18 protein-coding genes are annotated in these 26536 nt (G+C 63.7%); 8 read left to right on the plus strand and 10 right to left on the minus strand.

Annotation, left to right across the window (positions count from 1 at the left end; genetic code table 11):
* Nucleotides 1-69: 69 nt before the first annotated feature.
* Nucleotides 70-1263, plus strand: coding sequence for a prenyltransferase/squalene oxidase repeat-containing protein (locus ACQ4WP_RS17995; protein WP_436522953.1), 1194 nt, complete (start codon nucleotides 70-72; stop codon nucleotides 1261-1263).
* A complete protein-coding gene (locus tag ACQ4WP_RS18000) occupies nucleotides 1256-2203 on the plus strand; it encodes an AAC(3) family N-acetyltransferase (protein ID WP_436522954.1) in 948 nt (315 codons plus the stop codon). The genes ACQ4WP_RS17995 and ACQ4WP_RS18000 overlap by 8 nt, the downstream gene beginning before the upstream one ends.
* Here ACQ4WP_RS18000 and hepB read toward each other — a convergent pair.
* Together hepB and ACQ4WP_RS18010 are read right to left on the minus strand one after the other, a co-directional pair.
* Nucleotides 2186-5062 carry a heparin/heparin-sulfate lyase HepB gene (hepB, locus tag ACQ4WP_RS18005; RefSeq protein ID WP_436522956.1) on the minus strand — a complete coding sequence of 959 codons (2877 nt, stop codon included), beginning with the start codon at nucleotides 5060-5062 and terminating at the stop codon, nucleotides 2186-2188. The two genes, ACQ4WP_RS18000 and hepB, sit on opposite strands and share 18 nt — an antisense overlap.
* Nucleotides 5063-5227: 165 nt before the next feature.
* Nucleotides 5228-7489, minus strand: coding sequence for an OPT family oligopeptide transporter (locus tag ACQ4WP_RS18010; RefSeq protein WP_436522958.1), 2262 nt, complete (start codon nucleotides 7487-7489; stop codon nucleotides 5228-5230).
* Nucleotides 7490-7701: 212 nt separating this feature from the next.
* Here ACQ4WP_RS18010 and ACQ4WP_RS18015 point away from each other — a divergent pair, with 212 nt between their 5' ends.
* On the plus strand, nucleotides 7702-10026 hold the full coding sequence (locus ACQ4WP_RS18015) for a penicillin-binding protein 1A (protein WP_436522960.1): 2325 nt from the start codon (nucleotides 7702-7704) through the stop codon (nucleotides 10024-10026).
* An 83-nt stretch (nucleotides 10027-10109) separates the two neighbouring features.
* Here the strand turns inward: ACQ4WP_RS18015 and ACQ4WP_RS18020 are convergent, their stop codons facing one another.
* The 3 genes from ACQ4WP_RS18020 to ACQ4WP_RS18030 all read right to left on the minus strand — a co-directional run bounded on the left by ACQ4WP_RS18020 (nucleotide 10110) and on the right by ACQ4WP_RS18030 (nucleotide 12020).
* On the minus strand, nucleotides 10110-10364 hold the full coding sequence (locus ACQ4WP_RS18020; RefSeq protein WP_436522962.1) for a hypothetical protein: 255 nt from the start codon (nucleotides 10362-10364) through the stop codon (nucleotides 10110-10112).
* 121 nt (nucleotides 10365-10485) lie between these two features.
* Complete coding sequence (locus ACQ4WP_RS18025; protein ID WP_436522964.1) at nucleotides 10486-10929, minus strand: cupin domain-containing protein; 444 nt, start codon at nucleotides 10927-10929, stop codon at nucleotides 10486-10488.
* Nucleotides 10930-11366: 437 nt separating this feature from the next.
* Nucleotides 11367-12020, minus strand: a complete 654-nt coding sequence (locus tag ACQ4WP_RS18030) for a TetR/AcrR family transcriptional regulator (RefSeq protein WP_436522966.1) — start codon at nucleotides 12018-12020, stop codon at nucleotides 11367-11369.
* 372 nt (nucleotides 12021-12392) lie between these two features.
* Here ACQ4WP_RS18030 and ACQ4WP_RS18035 point away from each other — a divergent pair, with 372 nt between their 5' ends.
* Together ACQ4WP_RS18035 and ACQ4WP_RS18040 are read left to right on the plus strand one after the other, a co-directional pair.
* Nucleotides 12393-13307: a lipase family alpha/beta hydrolase gene (locus ACQ4WP_RS18035; protein ID WP_436522968.1), complete on the plus strand. Its 915-nt coding sequence runs from the start codon at nucleotides 12393-12395 to the stop codon at nucleotides 13305-13307.
* A gap of 10 nt (nucleotides 13308-13317) precedes the next feature.
* A complete protein-coding gene (locus tag ACQ4WP_RS18040) occupies nucleotides 13318-14238 on the plus strand; it encodes a lipase secretion chaperone (RefSeq protein WP_436522970.1) in 921 nt (306 codons plus the stop codon).
* 3 nt (nucleotides 14239-14241) lie between these two features.
* Here the strand turns inward: ACQ4WP_RS18040 and ACQ4WP_RS18045 are convergent, their stop codons facing one another.
* From ACQ4WP_RS18045 to ACQ4WP_RS18065, 5 genes are all read right to left on the minus strand, one after another.
* Nucleotides 14242-17022: an ATP-binding protein gene (locus ACQ4WP_RS18045; RefSeq protein ID WP_436522972.1), complete on the minus strand. Its 2781-nt coding sequence runs from the start codon at nucleotides 17020-17022 to the stop codon at nucleotides 14242-14244.
* Between the two features lie 51 nt (nucleotides 17023-17073).
* Nucleotides 17074-18117 carry a putative bifunctional diguanylate cyclase/phosphodiesterase gene (locus ACQ4WP_RS18050; protein ID WP_436522974.1) on the minus strand — a complete coding sequence of 348 codons (1044 nt, stop codon included), beginning with the start codon at nucleotides 18115-18117 and terminating at the stop codon, nucleotides 17074-17076.
* Nucleotides 18117-18419, minus strand: a complete 303-nt coding sequence (locus ACQ4WP_RS18055) for a hypothetical protein (RefSeq protein ID WP_436522976.1) — start codon at nucleotides 18417-18419, stop codon at nucleotides 18117-18119. Before ACQ4WP_RS18055 ends, ACQ4WP_RS18050 begins: the two co-directional genes overlap by 1 nt.
* Nucleotides 18416-18559, minus strand: a complete 144-nt coding sequence (locus ACQ4WP_RS18060; protein ID WP_436522978.1) for a hypothetical protein — start codon at nucleotides 18557-18559, stop codon at nucleotides 18416-18418. Before ACQ4WP_RS18060 ends, ACQ4WP_RS18055 begins: the two co-directional genes overlap by 4 nt.
* A gap of 342 nt (nucleotides 18560-18901) precedes the next feature.
* On the minus strand, nucleotides 18902-20653 hold the full coding sequence (locus ACQ4WP_RS18065; RefSeq protein WP_436522980.1) for a methyl-accepting chemotaxis protein: 1752 nt from the start codon (nucleotides 20651-20653) through the stop codon (nucleotides 18902-18904).
* Between the two features lie 339 nt (nucleotides 20654-20992).
* Here ACQ4WP_RS18065 and ACQ4WP_RS18070 point away from each other — a divergent pair, with 339 nt between their 5' ends.
* The 3 genes from ACQ4WP_RS18070 to serB all read left to right on the plus strand — a co-directional run bounded on the left by ACQ4WP_RS18070 (nucleotide 20993) and on the right by serB (nucleotide 26489).
* Nucleotides 20993-21928: a 5'-nucleotidase gene (locus ACQ4WP_RS18070; RefSeq protein ID WP_436522982.1), complete on the plus strand. Its 936-nt coding sequence runs from the start codon at nucleotides 20993-20995 to the stop codon at nucleotides 21926-21928.
* Nucleotides 21929-22146: 218 nt separating this feature from the next.
* A complete protein-coding gene (mfd, locus tag ACQ4WP_RS18075) occupies nucleotides 22147-25590 on the plus strand; it encodes a transcription-repair coupling factor (protein WP_436522984.1) in 3444 nt (1147 codons plus the stop codon).
* A gap of 56 nt (nucleotides 25591-25646) precedes the next feature.
* Entirely contained in the window at nucleotides 25647-26489 is an 843-nt protein-coding gene (serB, locus tag ACQ4WP_RS18080; RefSeq protein ID WP_436523113.1) for a phosphoserine phosphatase SerB, read from the plus strand.
* Nucleotides 26490-26536 lie beyond the last annotated feature (47 nt).

Here is a 26536-nt window from a genome sequence, read left to right on the forward strand (position 1 = left end):
GGCAAGTCAAAGGCCCTGCCGGCTGCCAGCGCTACAGTAACCAAAGCCAACCACCACGCCAGCGCTGCCATGCACACCTTGCTCACGAAGATCAGGAACACACTGGCGCCGCAAGCGAGCCTGCCGGCGGCGGCGCGCATGGAGAGGCTGTCGGACCGGTGCGGCCTGCCCGCCGTCGACCCCGGACCGCAAGCCGTCGTCAAGGCCTGCACCGCCTGGCTATGCGCGGCGCAAGACCATTCCAGTTCAAACGACGGCGGCGTCGCGCGCGACTACAGCCTGCTGACAGGCTGGTCGAGCTCCTACCCGGAGACCACCGGCTACATCATCCCCACCCTCATCACCGTGGCGCAGCGCACGGGCGACGATGGTCTGCACGGGCGCGTGCGCCGCATGCTCGATTGGTGCGTGGCCATCCAGTTCCCGCAAGGCGGTTTCCAGGGCGGGAAGATCGATTCGACGCCGCGCGTGCCCGTCACCTTCAACACGGGGCAAATCCTGCTTGGCCTGGCCGCCGGCGTGCAAGCGTACGGCGCGGCATACCAGGACGCCATGCACCGCGCGGCAAGCTGGCTGCGCGACAGCCAGGATGCCGACGGCTGCTGGCGCCGGCATCCGACACCGTTCGCCAGCGCCGGCGACAAGGCCTACGAAACGCATGTGGCGTGGGGCCTGTTCGAGGCGGACCGCATCGCGCCGGGCCACGGCTATGGCGCGGCCGGCCTGCGCCAGGTCGATTGGGCGCTGAGCAAACAGCACCCCAACGGCTGGTTCGCGTCGAACTGCCTGGACAACCCGCTATTGCCCCTGACGCATACCATCGGCTACGCCTTGCGCGGCCTGCTCGAAGCGCACCGTTTTTCGGCGCGCGCCGACCTGCGGCACGCCGCCGTGCGCACCGGCACGGGCATCGCCAAGGCCGTGGCGGCCAATGGCTACCTGGCGGGCCGCCTCGGCCCGGACTTCCAGCCGGGGACCAGCTACGCCTGCCTCACGGGTTCCGCGCAAAACGCGCATTGCCTGTTCCTGCTGTACCAGCTCACGGGCGAGCGGCACTACCTCGACGCAGGGCGCCGCCTGAACCGTTACGTGCGGCGCTCGGTCAGCATCGACGGCCCCGCGCACGCGCGCGGCGGCGTCAAGGGCTCGTTTCCCATCGATGGCGACTACGGCACCTGGGCTTACCTGAACTGGGCCGCCAAATTCTGCATCGATGCGAACCTGCTGGAACTGGCGATGGAACGGGAAGCCGGCGATGCTTGAAGGGGCCAAGCGGACCGCCAGGGCCGCGCTGGAAGCGTGGCACCGCGCCGCCAGCGCCCGGCACGTGCGCCACAACGCACCCCACGTGACGCGCGCCGCCCTGGCGGCCGGCCTGGCGCGGCTCGGCATCGTTCAGGGAGAAACGCTATTCATCCATTCTTCGCTGAAAAGCCTGGGCTACGTGGAAGGCGGCGCGCTGGCGGTGATACGCGCCCTGCAGGACGCCGTCGGCCCGCAAGGCACCCTGCTGCTGCCCACCTACTATCTGCCCGGCGGCACGGTGCGCGCCACCTGCGCCATGCCAGACTATGTGTTCGACCCGCGCCGCCATGGCACGCACATGGGACGCCTGCCCGAAGCGTTCCTCGCCAGCGCCGGTGTCCGGCGCAGTATCCACCCCACCCATTCCGTCTCCGCGTGGGGCCGCCATGCCGCCGATCTCACCGAGGCGCACCACCGCGCGCCCTCGATCTTCGGCATGGACTCGCCCTGGCAGAGGTTTATCGGCTGCGACCACGCCAAGGTGCTTGGTCTCGGCATCTCCATGGGGCCGGTGACGTTCTATCACGCACTGGAGGACGCCATGGGCGACGCCTTTCCCGTGCCCGTGTGGGAAGACGATACAAAGCTGCTGGCCTGCCTGGACCACGCCGGCCGGCGCTGGGAAGTGCCCGTGCGGCCTTTCGATCCTGCAGTCGCACAGCGCCGCATCGACCATCCCAGTCGTGGCGACCTGCGCGAGTACTTTCACCGGGAATTTGACGCCGCCGGCCTGCGCGTGAACGGCCAGGTTGGCGATGCGGCGTCGTGGTGCATTCCGGCACAGGCGTTTTTCGAGCACCTGCGCCAGCTGGCGGCCGAACACGTGACCATCTACGCCAGCGCGGCGCAACTGGCGGCGCGACCCATTTCACCTGGCCTCTTACGGCACGGCCGGTGAGCCTGGCAATGCGGCCGCTGCACGCCGGGCGCTGGCATCGGTACGCTGCAGATCGTACAGCCCTCCTCCAAGGGCGACAAAATACAAGGTGCCGGCCTCGGCAGTCACCTCATCCTCGATAGGGCTGCCCGTGCCGCGCTTGCGGACAGTCCAGACGCCTTCTTTCAAATCCGTCACCAGGACTTGCATGGATGCGGTCTGTGCCGGCAACTCGACCGTGACAGCCCCGTCGAGCGGCAAGCCGCTCCTGGAAAACAGCACCACGCGATCCTTGATTTTCACACCGGTCAGCAGCGGCGAATCGATGGCCGTCGTGGGCAGCGCAGGCAGCGCGCTGCCGGCATCCATCACCTGCATGACATTCAGGAACAGGTCTGTTTCGTTGCCAACCGGCGGCGAGACTTCCAGCCGCCAGGCGCCGGCTTCCTCGGTTGAATAGTCGGCTTCAGGCTGGATCGGATAATTCGTGCCGCCGACGCTGAATTCATTGCCGCTGCCACCCACCTTGACCAGCACGGCATTCGCCGGCAGCAAGGTGCGGTTGATCAGCTTGCCGTTGTACTGGTAGGTATGGTTATAGTCCCATTCCGTGCGCTCGATGACCACCGTGTCGCCGCTGATTTCCGGTTCGGACTGGCTATGCAGCAGCCAGGTCTTCTTGAACCCCGCATCGCTGGCGCTGACCTTGTCAAAGACGACCAGTGCGGCCGGATGATCCGTACTCTTGAGATTGAGGAACACAAATGAGCGCTGGAACTGGCGCACCTTGCTGCTGTACGCGGCCGTCAGGTCACCCTTGATGTAGCTGTAGTCCGGCGCCTGCGCCTGGGGGCCAACCTGGTGCCTGAGCACAGTGGCCACCTTGTAGCCGTTGGCCAATTCCGCCAGGGTTTGCGGCTCCTCGCCCGGAAAACGCTGTCCGCCATCATTGGCATAGCCGTCAAAATTCTCGTCGGGATCATACACCAGCATCGTGTTATGCGCGATGCTGCGCTTGTGATAGTTCATGTCATGCGCGCTGCCGTATTCCAGGGAGATGCTAGGATCGGCAACATCCTTGCCACTATAAATGCCCGAATCGATGGCCAAGCCACCCTTGTAATAAATCTGGAAATGCCCGGCGTCGTAATGCTCGTGGTTGCCAAACCAGTCGCCGCCCAGCTTCATCGTGGCAAGCACATTGCCTGATTCCACATGCATGCCATCGGTCCAGCCCGTGCGGGCTATCATCAAGCCGGCGGGATCAGGGAAATACTTGGTCAATGGCAAGGTGGCGGGACTGGGCGTGCTGCCCATGGCCGTATTGCCAAGCAGGACAGGCCAGATACTATCCTTGGCATGGATAAAGTTGATCGGCTGTCTCAGATACTCATGTTTTAACGTGGAATTATTGTAGTAGGTGGCGGGCAGCATGTAGGCCAGCGGTTCGCCCCAGTATTCGGTGCTGTTGCTATAGGCCGAATGGTAGACATCGCCATCGCGCATCCATTGCCCGTCGGGGCGGCGCGCATACAGCCAGTGATACGGCGTCATCTGCTGCACGGGATCGAACACGGGAGCGGCTCCCATGCGCCGGAATATCCATGCGGCGTACATGTCCGACAGAAAGCGCACTTTGCCGTAGGATGCGCCCTGGTGATGGGCTTGCGAAGCGTAGGCGTAGTTTCGCGGCGCAATATAGTCGGCAAAGAAGCGTCCGGCAACGATGTTGTAGACCAGGGGCGCCTCGTCATAAAAGGCGATGGCGGCCGATAGCTGGTCGCGCAGCAGCTGGTTGTCGCTGCCATGGCCCACGACGGCGCCTTGCCGCGACGGCGGAAAGCCGATTTCCATCGTGGCGGCCATCTGCGTAAAGCGCGTGACGACATAGGCGCGCTGCTGCACGCTCATCAGATTGAAGCACCAGTCATACACCATGGCGCTGGCCAGGATGATCTCGCCTTTGTCGTTCGGATAGTTGTAACCGGGCGAAAAGCGGACGGCGGCCAGGTAGTCGAGCAGCATTTGCACGGCTTCCTTGCCCCGCTGCGCCTGCGCCGGCTGGCCACTGCGTTCGTACAGGAGAAAGTGCAGCGCCTTCGCCTTGATCCTGCTCACGACATCGATCTGGTGGTTGGTCATGGCCGGAGCGCCGGGTACGAACACGGGCAGCGGCTGCAGCGCGACCACGGCTGGCGCCTGGATAAACGCATTCAGGGCAGCGCGGTGCGAAACCATTTCTTGCGCAGTCGACTCGAAACGGCCGCGTATCGCAGCCAGGTCCCCCAGTCGGGCAAACAGGCGCGGATGCTCCCCTGGCGGCGGCAGCACGGTAGGTAGCGGGTACACGCCATAACCTTGCGGCACAAAATCGGCGAGCGCCGTCACCAGCAGGCAATCGATCCCCAGGCCCCCTTCCCGGTACTTGAGCTTCAGTTCGCGTTCGCCGGCGGCGAGCCAGCCGGTGACAGGCACCCAGGTCCACTGCGCGGCCTGGCCGTAAATGAACGGCACGGCTACGCTGGCATAGGCGCCATTGTCAAGCGCCAGGTACAGCGATGCGGCGTTCGCCGCCGGCGCCAGCACGCGCAGCCAGACCGTATAGTTGCCGTCACGGGGTACGGCCACGGTGTACGACAACTCCGCCGCCGCACCAGGCGTATCGGCGCGCACCAGGTTGGCAGGCGTACTCAGATAGCCGCCGCCGGAAACCACGTTGCTGCCAAGGTACTCTTGCACCCAAGGGCCGGCCGGCGCCGCGGATTCCGCTTCAAACATGGCCTCGACGGGAAACGGCGCCGCATGCAGGACCGGACAGGCCGCCAGCAAGGCAACGTGGATAAAACCGTGCAACTTGTTGCGGCATCGCAGTGGGGACATAAGGAGAACTCCAGTTTGTTGTATTTTAAATAGCAATTACAATACACCATCTGGCGATATTTGATTTCATTTTCACAACAAAATGCCTGCACAGGCCTGCGGCGCGCACAAAAAAGCCCGGTATCACCCGGGCATTCTTTGCTGAAAATGCGGATGGATGGCGCTCTACGCCTGCGACGCTTTCTTCTCGCGCGCCACAATGTACAGCAGCACGATGATGAGCGCATACGGCAGCAGGGACAGCGCATCCGAGTGCAAGCCTGCGTAGAACGGATTGCCGTGCTCGGCCCAGTCGGCCATCATCTGGTCGAAGTGCGTCAGCACGCCGGCCGTGATCGCAATGATGATGCCGGCCAGCGCGCCGCCGGCGATGTATCCCGATGCCAGCAGCACGCCCGAACTGCGGTCGCCCGCCAGTTGGCGTTCTTCCTCGTTCAGTGTTGCGTTGTGTTCCAGCTTGTTGTTGCGGCGGTCCGCCAGCCAGCGCACCAGGCCACCGACGAAGATCGGCAAGGTGGACGACAGCGGCAGGTACACACCCACGGAAAACGCCAGCGACGGGATGCCGGCCATTTCCAGCACCACGGCGATCATCACGCCGAACAGCACCAGGGTCCACGGCAGTTGCTGGTCGAGGATACCCTTGATGATGTAGGACATCAGCACGGCCTTCGGCGCATCGTATTTTTTCACTTCCGAACCGTCGGGACGCTTGCTGTAATGGCCATTGATGCCCGGATCGACCAGGTAAGCCAGCTGGCCATCGTCCTTGACAAAATATTTGCCGGCCGGGCCGCCCACGGTATCCGTCTTTTGCCAGACTTTATACGTATTGTGGTCGGTGTCGGCTTGCGGGCCATGCAGCTCGCCCGTCACCGTCAGCTTGGACGCGTCGACCGTCAGGCCAGGCGCCACTTGCGCGGCCGGCACGTAGACGGTGCTCGCTTCGTTCAGTTTCAGCAGGATCGGACCGAGGATCAGGGCCGACGACAAGGCGCCGGCCAGGATCGCGTACTGCTGCAGGCGCGGCGTGGCGCCCACCAGGTAGCCGGTTTTCAGATCCTGCGACGTGGTGCCGGCATTGCTGGCGGCGATGCACACGATGGCGCCCACCGACAGGGCAGTCACATAATAACGCCCGCCCGTCCAGCCCATGATCAGGAAGATCAGGCAAGTAAACAGCAAGGTGGCCACGGCCATGCCGGAGATCGGATTCGACGAGGAGCCGATTTCGCCCGTCAGGCGCGACGACACGGTGGCGAACAGGAAGCCGAAGACGAGGATCAGCAGCGCACCGAGGAAGTTCATGTGCAACGGCGTGGCGAAGGTGATCACGGCGATGATGGACAGGCAGCCGATGATGACCCATTTCAGGGGAATATCCTGGTCGGTGCGCAGGGTGGAATCACTCTTGACGCCCTTGCCGATGCCCTTCAGGCCAGCCGACAGGCTGCGCCAGATCATGGGCATGGCGCGCACCAGCGAAATCAGGCCGCCGGCGGCCACGGCGCCCGCGCCGATGTACAACACGTAGGCGCTACGCACGTCGTCGGCGCCCATTTCGCTGATCAACTTGGTGCCCGGCGAGAGCACGGTGGTCAGGCTGTCGCCGAAGAACTTGATCATCGGGATCAGCAGCAGGTACGACAGCACGCCGCCGGCCGCCATGGTGGCGGCGATGCGCGGGCCGATGATGTAGCCCACGCCCAGCAATTCAGGCGAAATCTCGGCGCCGATGGAGCCGCCCTTCAGCGGCGCGGCAAATTCCACGCCCGGCGTATCCTTCCAGCCCTTGAACGAGATATTGAACACTTTATACAGCAAGCCCACGGCGAAGCCGCCGAAGATGATCTTGGCGCGGCGCTTGGCGTCCAGCGCGGCGGCCGAATCCTTGTCGATGCTTTCGCCGGCGGCGATGCGCGATTCTTCCGTGGCGGCCGCCTTCAGCACTTCGGCGCACGCCGTGCCTTCGGGGAATTTGAGTTCCTTGTGCTGGTCGACGATCATGGTGCGGCGCATGGGGATCATCATCAGGATGCCCAGCAGGCCGCCGAGGATACCGACCAGCATGACGCGCGAAATTTCCAGGTCGAAGCCCAGGATCAGGATGGCGGGCATGGTCACGCCCAGGCCGAAGGCCAGCGATTCGCCGGCCGAACCGGCCGTTTGCGTGATGCTGTTTTCCAGGATCGACGAATCCTTGCCGCCCACCTTCTTGGCCAGGCCGAACAGGGTGATGGCGATCACGGCGACGGGAATCGAGGCGCTGACGGTCAGGCCCACTTTCAACACCAGGTACAGCGAGGAGGCGCCAAAGACCATCCCCAGGATGACGCCCATGAACAGCGCGCGGAAGGTCATCTCGGGCAGCTTCGCATCGGCCGGAATATACGGCTTCACGGCGCTCGGCATTGCATCTTTTGCCATAAATAAATCCTTAATTATATAAAATAAACAGCCCGGATCGAGGCCCGGGCTATTTTCTTGAAGCCGAGACTATCGCACAGCCGCGTTTCGATGAAAAGGTTTTTTGCACCCGGTCCCGGAGGCCGGCCACGCCGCCCCGCCCGCACAGGAAGCGCTGGCGCATTGGTCTATAATCGCTGCCACCGTGCCTTGCACGCTCACGTGAGACTGCCTTGACTGCCAATCGATCCGGATTCCCCTGGCCTTCCCGCCGCGCCACCGTGCGCGGCGTCATCCTCGCCGGCACCGCCGCGCTGGCCGCAGCCGTGCTGCTGGCCGCCTACCTGTTCCTGTACGTGCGCCCGCGCCTGCCCGAGCTGGGCGTCATTACCGACTACCAGCCGAAGATACCGCTGCGCGTGTACACGGCAGACAATGTGCTGATCGGCGAATTCGGCGAAGAGCACCGCGACTTCGTGCCGATTGCGCAAGTGCCGGAAATGATGAAAAAAGCCCTGCTGGCCATCGAGGATGGCCGCTTCTACGAACACCACGGCATCGACTTCGTGCGCGCCGGCGGCGCCGTGCTGTCGAACCTGCGCCACGGCTTCGGCCACGGCGGCGGCTCCACCATCACCATGCAGGTGGCGCGCAACTTCTTCCTGACGCGCGAAAAAGTCGCCTCGCGCAAGCTCAATGAAATCATGCTGGCCCTGAAGATCGAAGCGGCCCTGTCAAAAGGCCAGATTCTCGAACTGTACATGAACCAGATGTACCTGGGCCAGCGCTCGTTCGGCTTCGGCAGCGCAGCGCAGACCTACTTCGGCAAGCCTTTGTCGGAACTGTCGATCGCCGAAATGTCGATGCTGGCGGGCCTGCCGCAAAACCCCTCGCGCCACAACCCGATCAGCAATCCGAAGAAGGCGCACGCGCGCCAGCAATTGGTCTTGAAACGCATGCGCGAACTCGATTACATCAGCGAAGGCCAGTACCAGCAGGCGCTGGCGCAACCGCTGCATATCAATACCCGCGGCAAACAGGGTTTCGACACGCATGCCGAATATGTGGCCGAACTGGCGCGCCAGGCCGTCTACGCCCAGTACAAGGAAGACAGCTATATCAAGGGCATCAGCGTCTACACGACGATCCTGAAAGCGGACCAGGACGCGGCCTACGCCTCGACGCGCCGCAACGTCATCGCCTACGACCAGCGCCACGGCTACCGCGGCCCGGAAACCTTCATCGACATGCCGCCCGATCCCGAGCAGCGCGACGACGCCATCGATGCTGCGCTGCAAAAACGCCCGGACAGCGACGGCCTGATCGCCGCCGTCGTCACGCAAGTCGCCAACGGCAAGGTGGTGGCCGACACGGGTGATGGCGACGCCAAGGCCATCACGGGCGAGGGCTTGCGCTTTGCCGCCCCTGCGCTCTCAAGCAAGGCGAGCGCCGGCATCAAGCTGCGCCCAGGCGCCGTGATCCGCATCGCCAAGGATGGCAAGGGCAACTGGGGTATCACGCAAGTGCCGCTGGTGGCCGCCGCCTTCGTTTCGCTCGATGCCGACACGGGCGCCTACCACGCCATGGTGGGCGGCTTCGACTACAACCTGCAAAAGTTCAACCACGTCACGCAGGCCTGGCGCCAACCCGGTTCGGCCATGAAGCCCTTCGTGTATTCAGCGGCGCTGGAAAAAGGCTTTTCGCCGGCCACCCTGATCAACGATGTGCCCCTGGAGATGCAGGCGGGCGGCAAGGTGTGGGCGCCGCAGAATGACGACTTCAAGTTCGACGGCCCCATCACCATGCGCTATGCGCTGGCGCAATCGAAGAACGTGGCCTCGGTGCGCATCCTGCGCGCGCTGGGCGTGCCCTACACGCACGATTCTATGGAAAAATTCGGTTTCGACCCGGCGCGCCAGCCCAGCAACCTCACCATGGCGCTGGGCACGGGTTCCGTCACGCCCGTGCAGATGGCGGGCGCCTACGCCCTGTTCGCCAATGGCGGCCACCAGGTGGAACCCTACCTGATCGACCGCATCGTCGACGCCAAGGGCACGGTGCTGATGCAAACCAAGCCGCCCGCGCCAAACGACGACAAGACCCTGGCGCTGGACCCGCGCAACGCCTTCGTGATGGACAGCATGCTGCGCGAGGTGGCCCGCACGGGCACGGGCGCAGCGGCGACGAAAAAACTGGGACGCAGCGACATCGCCGGCAAGACTGGTACCACCAGCGACGCCGTCGACGGCTGGTTCGCCGGCTACGGCGGCGGCATCGTGGCGGTGGCGTGGATGGGCTATGACGAACCGAAATCGCTGGGCGGACGCGAATTCGGCTCGACCCTGGCCATGCCGATCTGGATCGACTACATGCGCACGGCCCTTTCGACGCGCCCGCAAGTCACGCGCGCCGTGCCGGCAGGCCTGAGCCAGGTCGATGGCGAGTGGCTGTACGATGAATTCATCGACATGAATGGCGTGAAAACACTGGACATGGATGTGGAGACGCCGACGGACCCGGCGGCGCTGCCGGAGACGGTGCCGGTTGAGACGAACTGAGGCCGTCTGGCCGGGCCGGGAGCCACCGTTACACCCGGTGGCCCGCGGCCCGCGCCACTCGCATGGGGCCGCTGCATTGTCAATCACGCTTGCTGGCAATCTGGCCAATCACAATTAGCCTTAAGGATTTCTCCGTCGACAATAATCATGGCAGGATTCTTTTTCCAATCCTCTTCGGACACAGTGAATTTCTCTTTCATTTCAGGCGTCATCAGGCAGTCTGAAAACAGCATGGCATTGAGCCTGAATTCCGGCACGAATTTTGATATCTTGCTCGTCCCATCCGGATATTCAACCTGGAATATCACTTCCGTTATCTTCCCCCGCATATCGTTCATACTGCCTCCACATGAATATGCAATAAATTATCTTGCAAGGCACAGACGATCGGCCAATAAAAAGCCGCGACGCCGATCCGAATTGCGCCAATATCGACATAAACAATACGTCAATGATCGATTAATTTGGAACGCAGCAACATGCGTAACAATAAAACATGGTCGCGCCGTATTTGCCCGCATTAAATGCATATGGCACGTTCTGCGGAATGAACATCCAATCGCCGGCCGTCAGCTCGAGCCCGGCGTATTCGATGGAGCCGGACACGATGACCCGTATGCCGTCGCCTTCCTCATGCAAGTGTTCCTCCACGCCAGCTCCCGCTTGAGCGACGGAAATAAAGAACTGCGCCCCTTTTCCGGTCAACGCGAACGGTAATTGCCATTTCTGGAAGCCCGCTGGAAGCTTGCGGATACTGAGGCTCTCGCGTATGCGCTGCGCAAATGGATCTCGCGAAGTCAGCACCGTTGTATTTTGCTCGGTCAATCCCAGTTCTTTTCTGGCATGTGCAATCCTTTCAAGCCCGGATTCAAAAGAAATAAACTTGAAATTTTCATTAGACATGATGCCCCCAAAATAAATTTCTCAAAATAAATCACCAAGAAGGGCAATCCACACCCGACCATTTGACTTTATTCCAGATCATGAAAATATATTTTGATACCAGTCAAACTCGCAGCGGGGGAGTATTTTTGAACATGGCAGCCATCCGATATAATTCATGCGAAATAAAACTTTCACATTTTTAATATCACGCACGACCAAAGCCGCCGACCGCATCAGTGTGCCTGACGTGGTCTCATGCTGCGGCGTGCCAGCGGCCATCAGGCAGCAGCATTCCAAAGCAGCGGTGTTACTTTCAGGAAAATAGGAGAAGTAGGCCAGCCTAGAGGGCAAGGCTGCGCTCCAGCGCGCAGCGACAGCCTGATGCAGACAGGGCTCGTACCGCGGCCATGCCCTGGTGACACGCGACACTGCCGGACCAATGCCAGGACGCCGCGCTAAACGCCAGTCACGCTCAGATACCCGCGCACCGTACTGATGACGCTGTCGGCGAAATCGTCGACATTAACCTTCGCGGCGCGGTACTTCCAGCGCTTCACGTACCAGTCCTGGAACAGGGCCAGGCAGTGCGCCGCCAGCAAGGTGGGGTCGCCTTGCGGCTTCGGCTCGATTTCTCCGATGGTGGTGGCGATCAAGGTCTGCACATACAGTTCCGAATTCTTCGCCATGCTGCGCTGCTCCACCTGCAGCACGCGCGAATCCATGAAGACAAAATAAAACCACGGCTGCAGCACTTCGGACAGGTAGATCGACGAGCGTATCATCGCCTCCAGGCGGTCCAGCGGCGACTTCACGTCGGCAAACAGCAGCGGCAAGGCTTGCGTGGCGTGGCGCACCACGTCCTCGATCATTTCGGCCAGTTGGTCCTTGCTGGTGATGTAGCCATACAGGCCGCCCATCGACAGCCCGGTCTCGCGGCACAGGTCGCGCAAGCTCATGGCGCGGAAGCCCACGTCATTGGCCAGACGGAAGGTGGCGACGAAGATGCGTTCAAGATTTTCCAGCGCCGGCTTGCGGCGTTTGACGCCAATACGTTCCGCGTGGCGGTCAAGAATATATTCCCAGATATTTTCGCCATTTAAAGGCGTCATCTGCTGAAACTGTTCAAAATTAAAATGGGTCGACAAGTGCATTCCCAAGTAACGGTGTAAGAGCGATATCCATGCAATGCCTGGGCACGGCAATGCAAGACGGCGGGACGGCTGATGCCGGGCCGATTATAGCTCAGGAAAACAACTGTGACCTTTCAACTATGCAATAGGTGAATACGCAACGCCAAATATCCACAGTTATTGCGCTGCATCATGCAATTCACTGCAATTTAAATCCAGTGATGTTACATTCAAAAAACCGAGCGCTCGCTATATTTAAGGCATCGATAGAATGTGCAGGAGCGCACGGGTAATCGCTACAGCATCGACATTTCCACTATTAATCGAGTATTAATACATAACGGAGACAAAATGAAGACTCGCTTTTGGCAACTGCTATCCACCCTGCTGCTCTCCCTCGCCATCCTGCCCGGCAGCGCCAGCGCCACCGGCTACACGCAAACGAAGTACCCGATCGTGCTGGTGCACGGCCTGTTCGGCTTCGACAAGCTCGGTCCCGTCGAATATTTTTATGGTGTCCCCGCCGCCCTGCGCAGCGGCGGCGCGCAAGTGTATGTGACTACCGTGTCGGCCGCCAACAGCACCGAAGTGCGCGGCGAGCAGCTGCTGTCGCAGGTGCGGCAAATCCTCGCCGCCACGGGAGCGGCCAAGGTGAACTTGATCGGACACAGCCACGGCGGCCCCACGGCACGCTATGTCGCTTCCGTGCGGCCCGACCTGGTAGCGTCCGTCACTAGCGTGGCGGGCGTCAACAAGGGTTCCAGGGTGGCCGATATCCTCAGCGGCGCCATTCCCAACGCCAGCGGCGCGCTGGGCAATGCACTCGCCTCCCTGATCGGCATTTTGTCGGGCAACAAGGGATTGCCGCAAAACGCGGGCGCCTCGCTCACCTCCCTCTCCACGGCCGGCTCGCTGGCCTTCAACAGCCGTCATCCTCAAGGCATGCCCACCTCCGCCTGCGGCGAAGGCGCCTACCAGGTGCAAGGCGTGTACTACTTTTCGTGGAGCGGCGCGCAACCGTACACGAATGTGCTCGACGTGGGCGACCCGGCCCTGGCAACCATCAGCCTGGCCTTCGGCGGCGTCAAGAACGATGGCCTGGTCAGCAGCTGCTCCAGCCACCTGGGCAAGGTGATCCGCGACGACTACGCCATGAACCACCTCGATGAAGTCAACCAGTTCGTCGGTATCGTCAACCTGTTCGAGACGAACCCCGTCACCGTCTTCCGCCAGCAAGCCAACCGCCTGCAAGGCCTGGGACTGTAAGGAGAAGCGCATGCACGCGAAATGGATCATCGGCGCTAGCTTGGCAACCCTGGCCCTGTACCTGGTGCTGCGCCCGGGCGAACCGCCTGCCCCGCCGCCGGAAAAACCGGAACCGGACCTGTTTGCGTTCGTGCGCTCGATGCAAGGCACACGGCCCGATGGCAACGTGACGGTGACTGCCGGCGACAAGCTGGTGGTCGATGCGGAACTGGGCCACCTGTTCGATTACTACCTGGCGGGCCTGGGTGAAAAGCCGCTGGCCGCCATCCGCAGCCAGATCGAGGCGGAACTGGAGCTGCGCCTGGCGCCCGTCCCCGCCCGCGAAGCCAAGCGCCTGCTGGGCGCCTGGCTGGCCTACAAGCAGGCGCTGGCCGGCGCGGAACAGGCCTTGCCGGCGCAAGCCGATGCGGCCCTGGCGGCGCGCGCGCGCCTGCAAGCGATGCGCGCGCTGCGCGGCAATTACTTTACAGCGGAAGAAAGCGCGGGCCTGTTCGGCGCCAGCGACGCGTATGACGACGATGCCGTGGCGCGCATGGCGATACTCGGCGACAGTTCCCTCGACGAAGCGCAGCGCCAGGCCCAGCTGGCGGCGCTGGATCAAAAAATGTCGCCGGCCCAGCGCGCCGCGCGCGATGCGCCGCTGCAGGTCGTCCAGCTGGATGCCTCCGTGAAGACGCTGCGGGCCCAGGGCGCAGGCGAAAATGAGGTCTACCGCCTGCGCGCCAGCACGTTCACGCCGGCGGCGGCGGCGCGCCTGGCGGAACTGGACCGCGAGGAATCGCAGTGGCAGCAGCGCATCATTGCGTATCAAGCGCTCAAGGCGCAGCAGGCCGCCCTGGCCGGCGGCGCGCCGGATGCAGCGGCCCTGCAGCAGCTGCGCGACGCCAGTTTCACGCCGGAGGAGCAGCGCCGGCTGGGCGCCCACGAATAGCCATCAGGCCAGCTGCGCCAGCAAAGCTGCTGCCGCCATCACATCCGTGGTGTCGCCCCCCTGCAGGTAGCCTGCATGGACAGGAGCCAGCAAGGCATGCGCGGCAGCGCCGCAGCCTTGCGCCTGCATCACGGCCGCCAGGCTGGTGGCGCAGCGCAGCTCCCAACCCGGCGCCTGCTGGCCCCTGGCCAGCTGCAGCGCCTCTTCCAGCTGCACGCGAACCGCGTCCAGGCCGGCAGCATCGCCTTGCGCCAGCGCCCGCCAGCGGTGATGCGCATCGCGGCGCAGCACTTCCGGCGCGCTCCACGGCGCCTGCCCCGTGCGTACACGCCGCAGCGCCTGGCTATCGGCGGCGGCATCGTGCAAGGTGGCCATCAAATCGATCTGTATCGGCCAGCTGCGCACCGAGGGCCAGGGAAACTCCGTCATCGCCTCGCCCGCATCGAGCAGGCGCTGGTAGGCGGCGCCCCAGGCGCTCCAGTACAGCAGGCCATAGCGGGCCGCATGCTCGCACAGCAGGCAAGTCCAGGCATACGCCAGTCCCCGCTGCCCGCACCACAGGGCGACGGGGATGGCATTGATGGCCAGCGCCACGCACAGCGTAACGCCATTGTGCTCGAAGCCCACCGTCACCGCCTCGCGCGCCAGCGCCAGCGCGTCGTCGGGACGGCCCTGCATCCACAGGCAGCGCGCCAGCGTGCCGCGCAGGCAAACCTGGTGATCGGCCAGCAAGGCATTGTTGAAGCCAAGCTGTCCGGCGCCCTCGGGGTGCGCCAGCACCATGCGCGCCAGCGCCGCCGACTGCGCGTACCGCCCGCGCAAATACTCGCCCGCCGAGCGCATGCGCGCAAGCACCAGCCGCATCGTCGTGTCGTCGCCCGCTGCGCACAGGACGGCAAGCTGCGCCACGTAATTGTCGGCGCCCTGGAAATCGGCCATCGTCAGGCTGCAGATCCACATGCCGCAAATCGCCTCGGCGCGGCGGCTGTCATCGTCCGTGCGCATGGCCAGCGCATAACCGCACTGGAATGAACGCAGCATGGTGCCGGTGACGCCCTGCGTATGCAGCAGCAGGTGCGCCAGCGAAGCGTACAGCTGCATCTCGCTATCGGGGTCCTCCACCGCATGCGTGGCCATGCGCTCGAGTGCACGCTCGACGCGCACGCGGTATTCATCCATCAGCGACAGCTGATAGAACAGAGTCTGCGCGGCCAGGGTCAGGGCCACGCCCAGCGCTACGTCGCCCTCCTCGCCGAAGGCCCAGTCGATGGCGGCGCGCAGGTCATCGACATGGCGGCAGTAGCGCGCGCTCCATTGCGCCGGCGGCATGCTTTCCCAGTCGGCGGCGATGCGTCCCGCCAGGGTCAGGCAATGGCGCGCATGGCGCAGCAGCACGGCACCGGCGCCCCCGCTCGCCGACAGCAGCGCCGCAGCGTAGGCGCGCGTGGTGTCGAGCAGCCGGTAATACACGTGCTGGCAGCAAAACTCGATGCTGACCAAGGACTTGGCCGCCAGGTCGGCCAGTGTGTCGAAGACCTCGCATCCCGCCACGGCGCTGGCCGACTTCAGGCGGAAGCGGCTCTTGAACACGCTCAGCGCCTGCAGCACCTGGCGCTCTTGCGCATCGAGCAGGCCGTAGCTCCAGTCCAGGGTGGCGCGCAGGGTCTGGTGGCGCAAGGGCATGTTGCGCGCGCCGCGCGTGAGCAGGCGAAAGCGGTCATCGAGCTGGCGGCGCAATTCGTGCAAGCCGAAATGGCCGATGCGCCCGGCCGCCAGCTCCAGCGCCAGCGGGATGCCATCGAGGCGCCGGCAGATCTCCACCACCACCACGGGCACGTCGGCGTCGGCCAGCACGAAAGCATCGTCCACGGCCGCGCAGCGTTCGCAAAACAGCTGCACCGCGGCGAAATGCCGGGCCGCCGCCGCATCGGGCACGGCATCGGCCGGCGGCAATTCCAGCGCGGGCAGGCGCAGCAACTGCTCGCTGGTGATGCGCAACGGCTCACGGCTGGTGGCCAGCACATGCAGCAGCGGCGCGCCCTTGAGCAAGGCATCGGCCAGCGCGCCGGCAGCGCCGATCACGTGTTCGCAGTTATCGAGCACGATCAGCATGTGGCGCGGGCGCAGGTAGGCCAGCAGGACCGGCATGGCCTCGCCGGCAGGTACCGCCACCCCCAGCGCCGTGGCCAGCGCCAGCGCCACCAGGCGGCCCTCGTCCAACGGCGACAGGTCGACGAAACACACGCCGTCGGCATAGCGGCGCAGCACGCGCGTGGCCAGGACGACGGCCAGCGTGGTCTTGCCGATGCCGCCCGGACCGGTAACGCACAGCAGGCGCAATTGCAGCAGCTGGTTGGCCATCGTTTGCAACACCTCGGCGCGGCCCAGCATGCGCGTCAGCATGACGGGCAGGTTATGCCGCGGCTCCACGCCAGCCGTACCGGGCGCCGGCCGGCCCGTGTGCGCCAACGGCGCCAGGAAGCCGTAGCCGCGCCCGGGGATGGTGGTGATGTAGCGCTGGCCATCGCGGCCATCGCCGAGCGCCTTGCGCAGCGCCGCCAGGTGCACGCGCAAGGTCGCGTCGTCCACCACGGCATGGGGCCAGACGATGGTCACCAGTTCATGCTTGTCGACGATGTCGCCGGCGCGCTCCAGCAGGGCCAGCAGCAAGTCCATTGCCCTGCTGCCCAGGCGCAGCGCGCGGTCACCCTCGAACAGCAGGCGTTCTAGCGGCAAAAGGCGAAACGGGCCGAATACATAGGCCGGGACGGGACTGTTTATCATTCTTGCATGGGGGAGAAAGTGTTCAAGCATGCGGCTGGCGGTGATGATATTTTACTGAGCATCCGCGCCACGCCTCATGGCGCCCTGTTGCGGCGCTGTTACAAGGCCGGCCGGCGCGCCAGCGGCCAGCAGCGCGGCCACGTCGGCCGCGGGCGCTGGCCGGTGCAGGTAAAAGCCCTGGACCTGGGGGCAGCCCAGGCGCCGCAGCTGCGCCAGCTGTTCGCCGTTTTCCACGCCCTCGGCCAGCACCTGCAAGCCCAGGCCGCGCGCCAGCGCTATCGTCGAGGCGACGATCACAGTATCACTGCCTGCGCTGCCCAGGTCGCGGAGGAAGCAACGGTCGATCTTGATGGTGTGAATCGGCAGCATCCTGACATGGCTGAGCCCTGAATGGCCGGTACCATAATCGTCGAGCGAAATGGCCAGGCCCAGCGCGCGCAGCCGGTACAGTACCTGCGTGGCCTGCGCCATGTCGTCGATGCAGCAGCTTTCCGTCACTTCCAGCTCCAGCAGGCCGGGAGGAATGGCGTGCCGCTGCAGGCAGCGCAGCACGAAGTCCGGCAAGTGCGGCTCGCACAGCTGGCGCGCCGAGACATTCACCGCGACGGGCGTCAATGGCAGGCCCGCCGTGCGCCATTGCGCCAGCTGGCGGCAGGCGGCATCGATGCCCCAGTTGCCCAGCGCGACGATGGCGTCAGTCTGCTCGGCCAGGCCGATGAATGCGTTCGGGTAGATCAGGCCGTGGTGCGGATGGTCCCAGCGCAGCAGCGCTTCCAGGCCGACCAGGCGCAGTTGCGCCGTATCGAACTTGCCCTGGTAGTGGAAGCAGAATTCGCCGTTGACGATGGCGCTGTCCAGGCGCGCCTGCAGCTCCCGGCTGCGCGCCGATGCCAGCGGCTTGCCGCCTTGCCCATCGCGCGCCTGGCGCAGCCGCACCCTCCACATCAAGGCGCAGCCCAGCGCCAGCGCCGTCAGCGCCACATGCCGCAGCTGCGCGCCATCCAGCCAGATGCCCAGCGGCAGGCAGGCGGCCAGTGCAGCGCACAGCAGCGCCCGCGCCCGCGGGCCATGCCAGAACCTTGCCAGGCGCGCCACTAGACCAGCAGGCGCGGCAAGGTGTGCGCCGGCCCCTGATGCAGGCGAAATACGCTGACCACCTGCAGCAAGTTCGCCGCCTCGATGGCCAGCACGCTGGCATGGCGCGCATTGTCCGCATTCTGCTGCACGATGGAGCTGAGTTCCTCCATCGCCGACGCGGTCTGTTCGAGCCCGCTGGCCTGCTCCTCGGTGCGCGACGACAGGTCGATATTGCCAGCCGCGATCTGCGACGAGGCCGTAGCGATGGTGTCGGTGCCGCTGCGCACCTGCTGCACGATGTCGAGCAGGTTGCCGTTCATGACAGTCCTTTTTCCGTGGCGCCGCCCGCCCTGGCGATGGCAGCGCGTTCCTGCTCCAGCTGCTGCGGCTCGCTCATCAGCAGCAAGGTCAACAATGCAAAGGAGCAGCGCAGGCGCGTGCCGATTTTCATATTTGCCATCTATTCGCATCCTTCAGTGTGGTGCATCGGTCATTGCGCCGGACTCGCATGCAAGGCTGACGGCAATGGCTGCCGCCTGCCACGAATGGCCGGACGCAACAGGCGAAGGGGGCAGCCGGGATGTGGCCGAGGCGGGAACAAGGGTGGTACGGCAGGCAGTGTGAGTTATCTCACAAGCAATGTCGCGTTAAGTTTTGAAAAGATTTGCTTAGATGGCAAAACAGCTATTTATGTAACCCTATTCTTTTAGTAAGTAGTAACCGCAGTGCACGCCTGGGCACGCATGCAAAAACGGCCGCACAAGGCGGCCGTCCGGTAGCGCATGCTGGCGCCGTCAATCCGTCAGAACACTTCCCACTCGTCGTCGCGCGGCGCGCTCTGGCGCTGGGACGGCACGGCGCGCAAGGCCGGGCGGCCTGCGGTGGGACGCGGCGCCGGACGCTTCAGCGCGTTGCTGGCCACCACGGCGCGCGGCGCAGCCGCTTTGGCCTGCGCGGCCGGTGCCTGTGCGCCATCGAGCTTGAAGACGCTGACCACCTCGGCCAGCTGGCCCGATTGCTCCTGCAGCGATTCGGCCGCAGCGGCCGCCTCTTCCACCAGGGCCGCGTTTTGCTGCGTCACCTGGTCCATCTGGCCGATGGCCTGGTTGATCTGGTCGATGCCCGAACTTTGCTCCTGCGTCGCCAGGCTGATTTCCGCCATGATGTCCGTCACGCGCTGCACGCTGGCGACGATTTCGGCCATCGTGTTACCCGCCTCGGCCACCAGCTTGCTGCCCGAGTCGACCGCCACCACGGAGTCGCCGATGAGGGTCTTGATTTCCTTGGCCGCCGCCGCCGAGCGTTGCGCCAGGTTGCGCACCTCGGTAGCCACCACGGCAAAGCCGCGCCCCTGCTCGCCCGCGCGCGCCGCTTCCACGGCGGCATTCAGGGCCAGGATATTCGTCTGGAAAGCGATGCCGTCGATGACGGAAATGATATCGACGATCTTGCGCGAGGAATCGTTGATGGCGTCCATGGTCTCGACCACCTTGCCCACCACGGCCCCGCCTTTGACCGCCACGCCAGAGGCGCTCAGCGCCAGCTGGTTGGCCTGCTGGGCATTGTCGGCATTTTGCCGCACGGTGGACGTCAGTTCTTCCATCGACGACGCCGTCTCTTCCAGCGAGCTGGCTTGTTCTTCCGTGCGCGAGGACAGGTCCAGGTTGCCGCTGGCAATTTCCGACGAGGCCGTGGCGATGGTCTGCGTTCCGCTGCGCACCTGGCCAACGATGTTGACCAGGCTGGAATTCATGTCTTTGAGCGCCTGCAGCAGCTGCCCCGTTTCTTCCGTCGTGTGCACCTCGATCTGGCTCGTCAGGTCGCCCGAAGCCACCGTTTGCGCCACTTTCACGGCCAAGTTGATCGGCTGCGTGATGGCGCGCGTGATGTAGGCGGCGCAACCGATGCCCAGCGCCGAGGAGAGCAAGCCCAGGATCAGCATCAGGCTTTCCGAACGCAGCACAGCCGCGCTGCCATCCTTGACGCCAGCGTCGGCCACGCTGTTATTGAGCTTGATGATCTCATTGAGCGTGGCTTCGGCCTTGCCGAACAAGCTGCGCGAATCCAGGTACTGCCTGTAGAACGCCACGAACAGCTCTTTCTGCCGCGGCTCGTCGCGGTTGTCAGCCAGCTGGCGCAGGATGGCGCGCACCTTGTCGTCATCGCCTTTCCAGGCGGCCCATTCCTCCAGGAAGCGCTTCCACAGCACGGCTTCCTCCGGCGTCTGCGGCAGCGGCTCGTACAGCTTGCGGCCAGCCTCGATATTGCTCCAGGCCTTGGTGCGCAGCTGCAGCGTTTCCGCGAACTTGTCTTGCGCCTGGTAATTGTTTTCATAGATGGCAGCCGTCAGCGTAGCGGCAGCGACCGCCGTCTGGCCTTCGCTGATCATCATCAAACCCTGGATAGACGGCAGGCGCACCACACCGATTTCATTGACGGCGCGGCCCACGGTGGCGATGCCCGTGTAACCGCAGATGCCCACCACCAGCAAGGCCGCCATCATCACGGCGACGAGCGTCGCCAACTTCCATTTGATCAGCAAATTCTTAAACATGGCTAGGTCCTTTATAAAGTCACGACGACTGCTGGCGAGGTTCGGGCTAGCATGTTCGAGTAAAACAGCTGACATTTGTATAAAGGTGGCGGGGATGGGGCGTACGCTTCGTTACAATTGGCGAGAATTCATAAGTAGAAGCATAGTGGAAAAAGGCCGCGCTGGCTGCTACATACTTGATACAAGACAAGATATATTTCGTTACTGTGGCGCGTATTGCACAGCGGTCAGAAAAAATGGCCTGCGCCCCGCTTTGGTGCAATAAATCCCCATGCGCCACTATTGGCTGCGCAGTTAATAGTCGTATAAGATGGTCAACAAGCAAATAACAGGCACAGCATGGCTTATCCTATCGAACACAAACTGGTCATCGGGGTCGCTTCCAGCGCCCTGTTCGACCTGGCCGAATCGCATCAGGTCTACCTCGACAACGGCCCCGAGGAATACCGTAAGTACCAGGAAACGCATATCGACACGGTCTTGCCGCGCGGCGTGGCCTTCCCCTTCATCCGCCGTTTCCTGAACATCAACAAGCACTATCCGCGCCAGTCGCCCGTGGAAGTGGTGCTGTTTTCGCGCAATTCGCCGGAAACGGGCTTGCGCGTAATGCATAGCATCGCCCACTACGGCCTGGATATTTCGCGCGCCGCCTTCATGACGGGCAAGTCGCCCTATCCCTACCTGCCCGCCTTCAATGCCTCGCTCTTCCTCAGCGCGAATGAAGACGACGTGCGCAGCGCGCTGGCCTGCGACTATCCGGCCGGCCTGGTGCTGCCGTCGCGCACGGAAGACGACGAGAACGACGAGGAACTGCGCGTGGCCTTCGATTTCGACGGCGTGATCGCCGACGACGAAGCGGAAACCGTGTTCAAGCGCAACAATGACGTCGATGAATTCCACGCCCATGAAACCCTGAACGTGGGCACGCCGCATCGCCCCGGCCCGCTGGCCGACCTGTTCCAGAAGCTGGCCACCATGCAGCGCCTGGAAGAAAAGGCGCAGCGGCGCGACCCCGGCTACAAGAAGATCCTGCGCATCGCCATCATCACGGCGCGCAACGCGCCCTCGCACGAACGGGTTGTGACGACCCTGAAAAGCTGGGGCGTGGCAGCCGACGAGACGTTTTTCCTGGGCGGCATGGACAAATCGCGCGTGCTGGCCGTGTTCAAGCCGCATATCTTCTTCGACGACCAGCTGAGCCACCTGAAATCGGCGGGCGGCACCATCCCCATGGTGCATGTCCCATTCGGCATCGCCAATGTTCGCGCAGGATAAAACCTGCTGCGCGTCGTGCTTTGCGGCCTGCGATGCTCACCGTACTAAAGTACGGTTGCGCTTCTTAGCCACAAATCACTGCCGCTCGCGTCGGTTTTCTCAAGCGCGGAGATAAGGGCGATGGTCTATAATCTCGCCTGTCAGCGCCGTCACTGGCGGCGCTGCGCGCACCACAGCTGTCCCATTCAACTGCCTCTGCCACTAGTGTCATCGCCTGCATGTCCTTAGACTTAAAAAAAGCCCTCCCCAAGCCCGGCAACCGCTATGCGCTGCCCGCCCTGTATGGTTCATCCGACGCCTATGCCCTGGCGCTGGCCGCGCTGGAATTGAAAGCGCGGGGCCAGATGCTGGCCGTGGTGGTGGCGCAGGCCAGCGACGGCCAGCGCCTGCTCGATGAAATCCCGTGGTTTGGCGGCAAGGAGCTGCGCTGCCATTTGCTGCCGGACTGGGAAACCCTGCCCTACGACGCGTTTTCGCCGCACCAGGACCTGGTCTCCGAGCGCCTGGCCACCCTGCACGAAATCCAGACGCGCCAGTGCGACGTCTTGATCGTGCCGGCCACCACGGCGCTGGTGCGCCTGGCGCCGCCCTCCTTTTTGGCCGCCTACACCTTCTTCTTCAAGAAGGGCGAAAAGCTCGACGAAGCGCGCCTGAAGTCGCAGCTGACCCTGGCCGGCTACAGCCATGTCTCGCAAGTAATGTCGCCCGGCGAATACTCGGTGCGCGGTGGCCTGCTCGACCTGTTCCCCATGGGTTCTGCCCTGCCCTACCGCCTGGACCTGTTCGGCGACACCATCGAAACCATCCGCACGTTCGACGCCGACACCCAGCGCTCGCTGTACCCCGTGCACGAAGTACGCCTGCTGCCAGGCCGTGAATTCCCCATGGACGAAGCGGCCCGCACCACCTTCCGCAACCGCTGGCGCGAACAGTTCGAAGGCGATCCATCGCGCTCGGTCGTCTACAAGGACATCAGCAGCGGCATCGCCTCGGCCGGTATCGAATACTATCTGCCCCTGTTCTTCGAGCAGACGGCCACCCTGTTCGACTACCTGCCGCCCGACGCCTCGCTGGCCCTGGTGGGCGAGATCGATGCGGCCATCGGGCGCTTCTGGACGGATACCCAGTCGCGCTACCGCTTTTTGAAGGCGGACCGCGAACGGCCGATTTTGCCGCCCGAGTCGCTGTTCCTGTCTGACGAGCAGTTCTTCGGCCTGGCCAAGCCTTATCCGCGCCTGGCGATTGCAAAGTCGAACGATGCGCTGGCGTCCGAACTGTCGGCGCCCGTGCCGAACATCGCCGTCAACCGCCGCGCCGACGATCCGCTGGCCAACCTGCGCAGCTATCTGCTGCAATCGGGCCGCCGCGTGATGATCTGCGCCGAATCGAACGGCCGCCGCGAAACCCTGCAGCAGTACTTCACCGAATACGATTTGCACCTGACACCGGTGGAAGGCTGCGACGGCTTCCTGCAGTCCGATGCCAAGCTGATGCTGGGCGTGGCGCCGCTGCATGCGGGTTTCGAGCTGTTTACGCCGGACGGCAATCTGGCCTTCATCACCGAGACGGAGCTGTATGCCGGTTCCGGCCGCCGCGTCGGCACCAAGAAGCAGGAAGGCGTGACGCAGGTCGAATCGATGGTGCGCGACCTGTCGGAGCTCAAAATCGGCGACCCAGTGGTGCACATCAACCACGGCATCGGGCGCTACATGGGCCTGACCAGCATGGACCTGGGCGAAGGCGAGACGGAATTTTTGCACCTCGAATACGCCAAGGACACCAAGCTGTATGTGCCCGTGTCGCAGCTGCACGTCATTTCCCGCTATTCGGGCGCCGCGCCGGAAGACGCGCCGCTGCATTCGCTCGGCTCGGGCCAGTGGGAAAAAGCAAAAAAACGCGCCGCCGAACAAGTGCGCGACACGGCCGCCGAGCTGCTCAACCTGTACGCCCGCCGCGCGCTGCGCCAGGGCCACTCGTTTGAATTCTCCGCGCACGACTACCAGCGCTTCGCCGACAGCTTCGGCTTCGACGAGACGCCGGACCAGGCCGAGGCCATCCACAACGTCATCAAGGACATGACCTCGGGCAAACCGATGGACCGCCTGGTATGCGGCGACGTCGGCTTCGGCAAGACGGAAGTGGCGCTGCGCGCCGCCTTCATCGCCGTCATGGGCGGCAAGCAGGTGGCCATCCTGGCACCCACCACCCTGCTGGCGGAGCAGCATGCGCAAACCTTCGCCGACCGCTTCGCCGACTGGCCCGTGCGCATCGCCGAACTGTCGCGTTTCCGCACTGGCAAGGAAATCACGCATGCGTTCAAGGGCATGGCCGACGGCACCATCGATATCGTCATCGGCACGCACAAGCTGCTGTCCGATGACGTGAAGTTTAGCCGTTTGGGCCTGGTCATCATCGACGAGGAACACCGCTTCGGCGTGCGCCAGAAGGAAGCCTTGAAAGCCTTGCGCGCGGAAGTGGACGTACTGACCCTGACGGCCACGCCGATCCCGCGTACCCTGGGCATGGCGCTGGAAGGCTTGCGCGACTTTTCCATCATCGCCACGGCGCCGCAAAAGCGCCTGGCCATCAAGACGTTCGTGCGCAGCGAGGGTGAAGCCATCATCCGCGAAGCATGTTTGCGCGAACTCAAACGCGGTGGCCAGATCTACTTCCTGCACAATGAGGTGGAAACCATCCAGAACCGCTTGGCCATGCTGACGGAATTGCTGCCCGAGGCGCGCATCGCCGTGGCGCATGGCCAGATGCACGAGCGCGACCTGGAAAAGGTCATGCGCGACTTCGTCGCCCAGCGTTTCAATATTTTGCTGTGCACGACGATCATTGAGACGGGCATCGACGTGCCGACGGCGAACACCATCATCATGCACCGCGCCGACAAGTTCGGCCTGGCGCAGCTGCACCAGCTGCGCGGCCGGGTCGGACGCTCGCATCACCAGGCGTACGCCTACCTGCTGGTGCACGACGTGCAAGGTCTCACGAAACTGGCGCAGCGCCGGCTGGACGCCATCCAGCAGATGGAAGAACTGGGCAGCGGCTTTTACCTGGCCATGCACGACCTGGAAATCCGCGGCGCCGGCGAGGTGCTGGGCGAGAGCCAGTCGGGCGAGATGACGGAGATCGGCTTCCAGCTGTATTCGGACATGCTCAACGAAGCCGTGCGCTCGCTGAAGGCCGGCAAGGAGCCGGACCTGGCCGCGCCGCTGGCCTCGACGACTGAAATCAACCTGCACGTGCCGGCCCTGCTGCCGGCGGATTTTTGCGGCGACGTGCACGAGCGCCTGTCGATCTACAAGCGCCTGGCCAACTGCACCACGCAAGAGAAGATCGACGATATCCAGGAAGAGCTGATCGACCGCTTCGGCAAGCTGCCCGATCCCGTGAAAGCGCTGATCGAGACGCATCGATTGCGCATCGCGGCGAAGACCGTGGGCATCGTCAAGATCGACGTGCATGGCGAGGCGGCCACCCTGCAATTCATGGCCAAGCCGCCCATCGACCCGATGCGCATCATCGACTTGATCCAGAAGAACCGCCATATCAAGCTGCATGGCCAGGACAAGCTGAAAATCACGGCCGCCATGCCGGACCTGGCCGCACGCGTGACGCAGATCAAGAGCACCATCAAGCAATTGACGGCATAGACCATTAGACAACTTTACGCGGGACTGCCCCCATGACCAATACCAAGACCATCACCATGAATCTGATCCTGCAGGGCCTGGATGGCGACATGGCCAGGCTCGAGCGCATTGCCGCCCTGGCCGCGCCCACGTCCATCACGCGCCTGGGCCCGAACGCCGTGCGCTGCGAACAGATCGCCTATTCGCCAGCGCTGCGCCCCACCATCGAGCTGGCGGCCCAGGCGGCGCAGCTGGACGCCACCTACATGATGGGACAGCGCGAACTCGCCGAATTCAAGCTGGTGGCGATGGACATGGATTCGACCCTGATCACCATCGAGTGCATCGATGAAATCGCCGACATGCAAGGCCTCAAACCGCAAGTGGCGGCCATCACGGAAGCGGCCATGCGCGGCGAACTCGATTTCGCGGCCAGCCTGAAGCAGCGCGTGGCCCTGCTCGAAGGCCTCGACGCGTCGGCCCTGCAGCGCGTCTACGACGAGCGCCTGAAACTGTCGCCGGGCGCGGAAACCATGCTGGCGGCCGTGCAGAAGGCCGGCCTGAAGACCCTGCTGGTCTCGGGCGGTTTTACTTTCTTTACGGAACGCCTGAAGCAGCGCCTGGGCCTCGATTACACGCACGCGAACGAGCTGGAAATCGTCGATGGCAAGCTGACGGGCAAAGTGTTAGGGGGCATCGTCGATGCCGAGGAAAAACAGCGCACGGTGGAGCGCGTGTGCGCGGAGCTGGGCATTACGCCATCGCAAGCCATCGTCATGGGCGACGGCGCCAACGACTTGAAGATGATGGGCATCGCCGGCCTGTCCGTGGCCTTCCGCGCCAAGCCCGTGGTGCGTTCGCAAGCCGACGTGGCGCTGAACTTTGTGGGCCTCGATGGCTTGCTGAACGTATTGACCTGAGTTAGGGCCACGTTAGCGGTATCTGGCGAGGGCGCGGGCGGTGCGCG

This window comes from Janthinobacterium lyxosi (assembly GCF_051380665.1).
Lineage (GTDB): Bacteria > Pseudomonadota > Gammaproteobacteria > Burkholderiales > Burkholderiaceae_D > Janthinobacterium.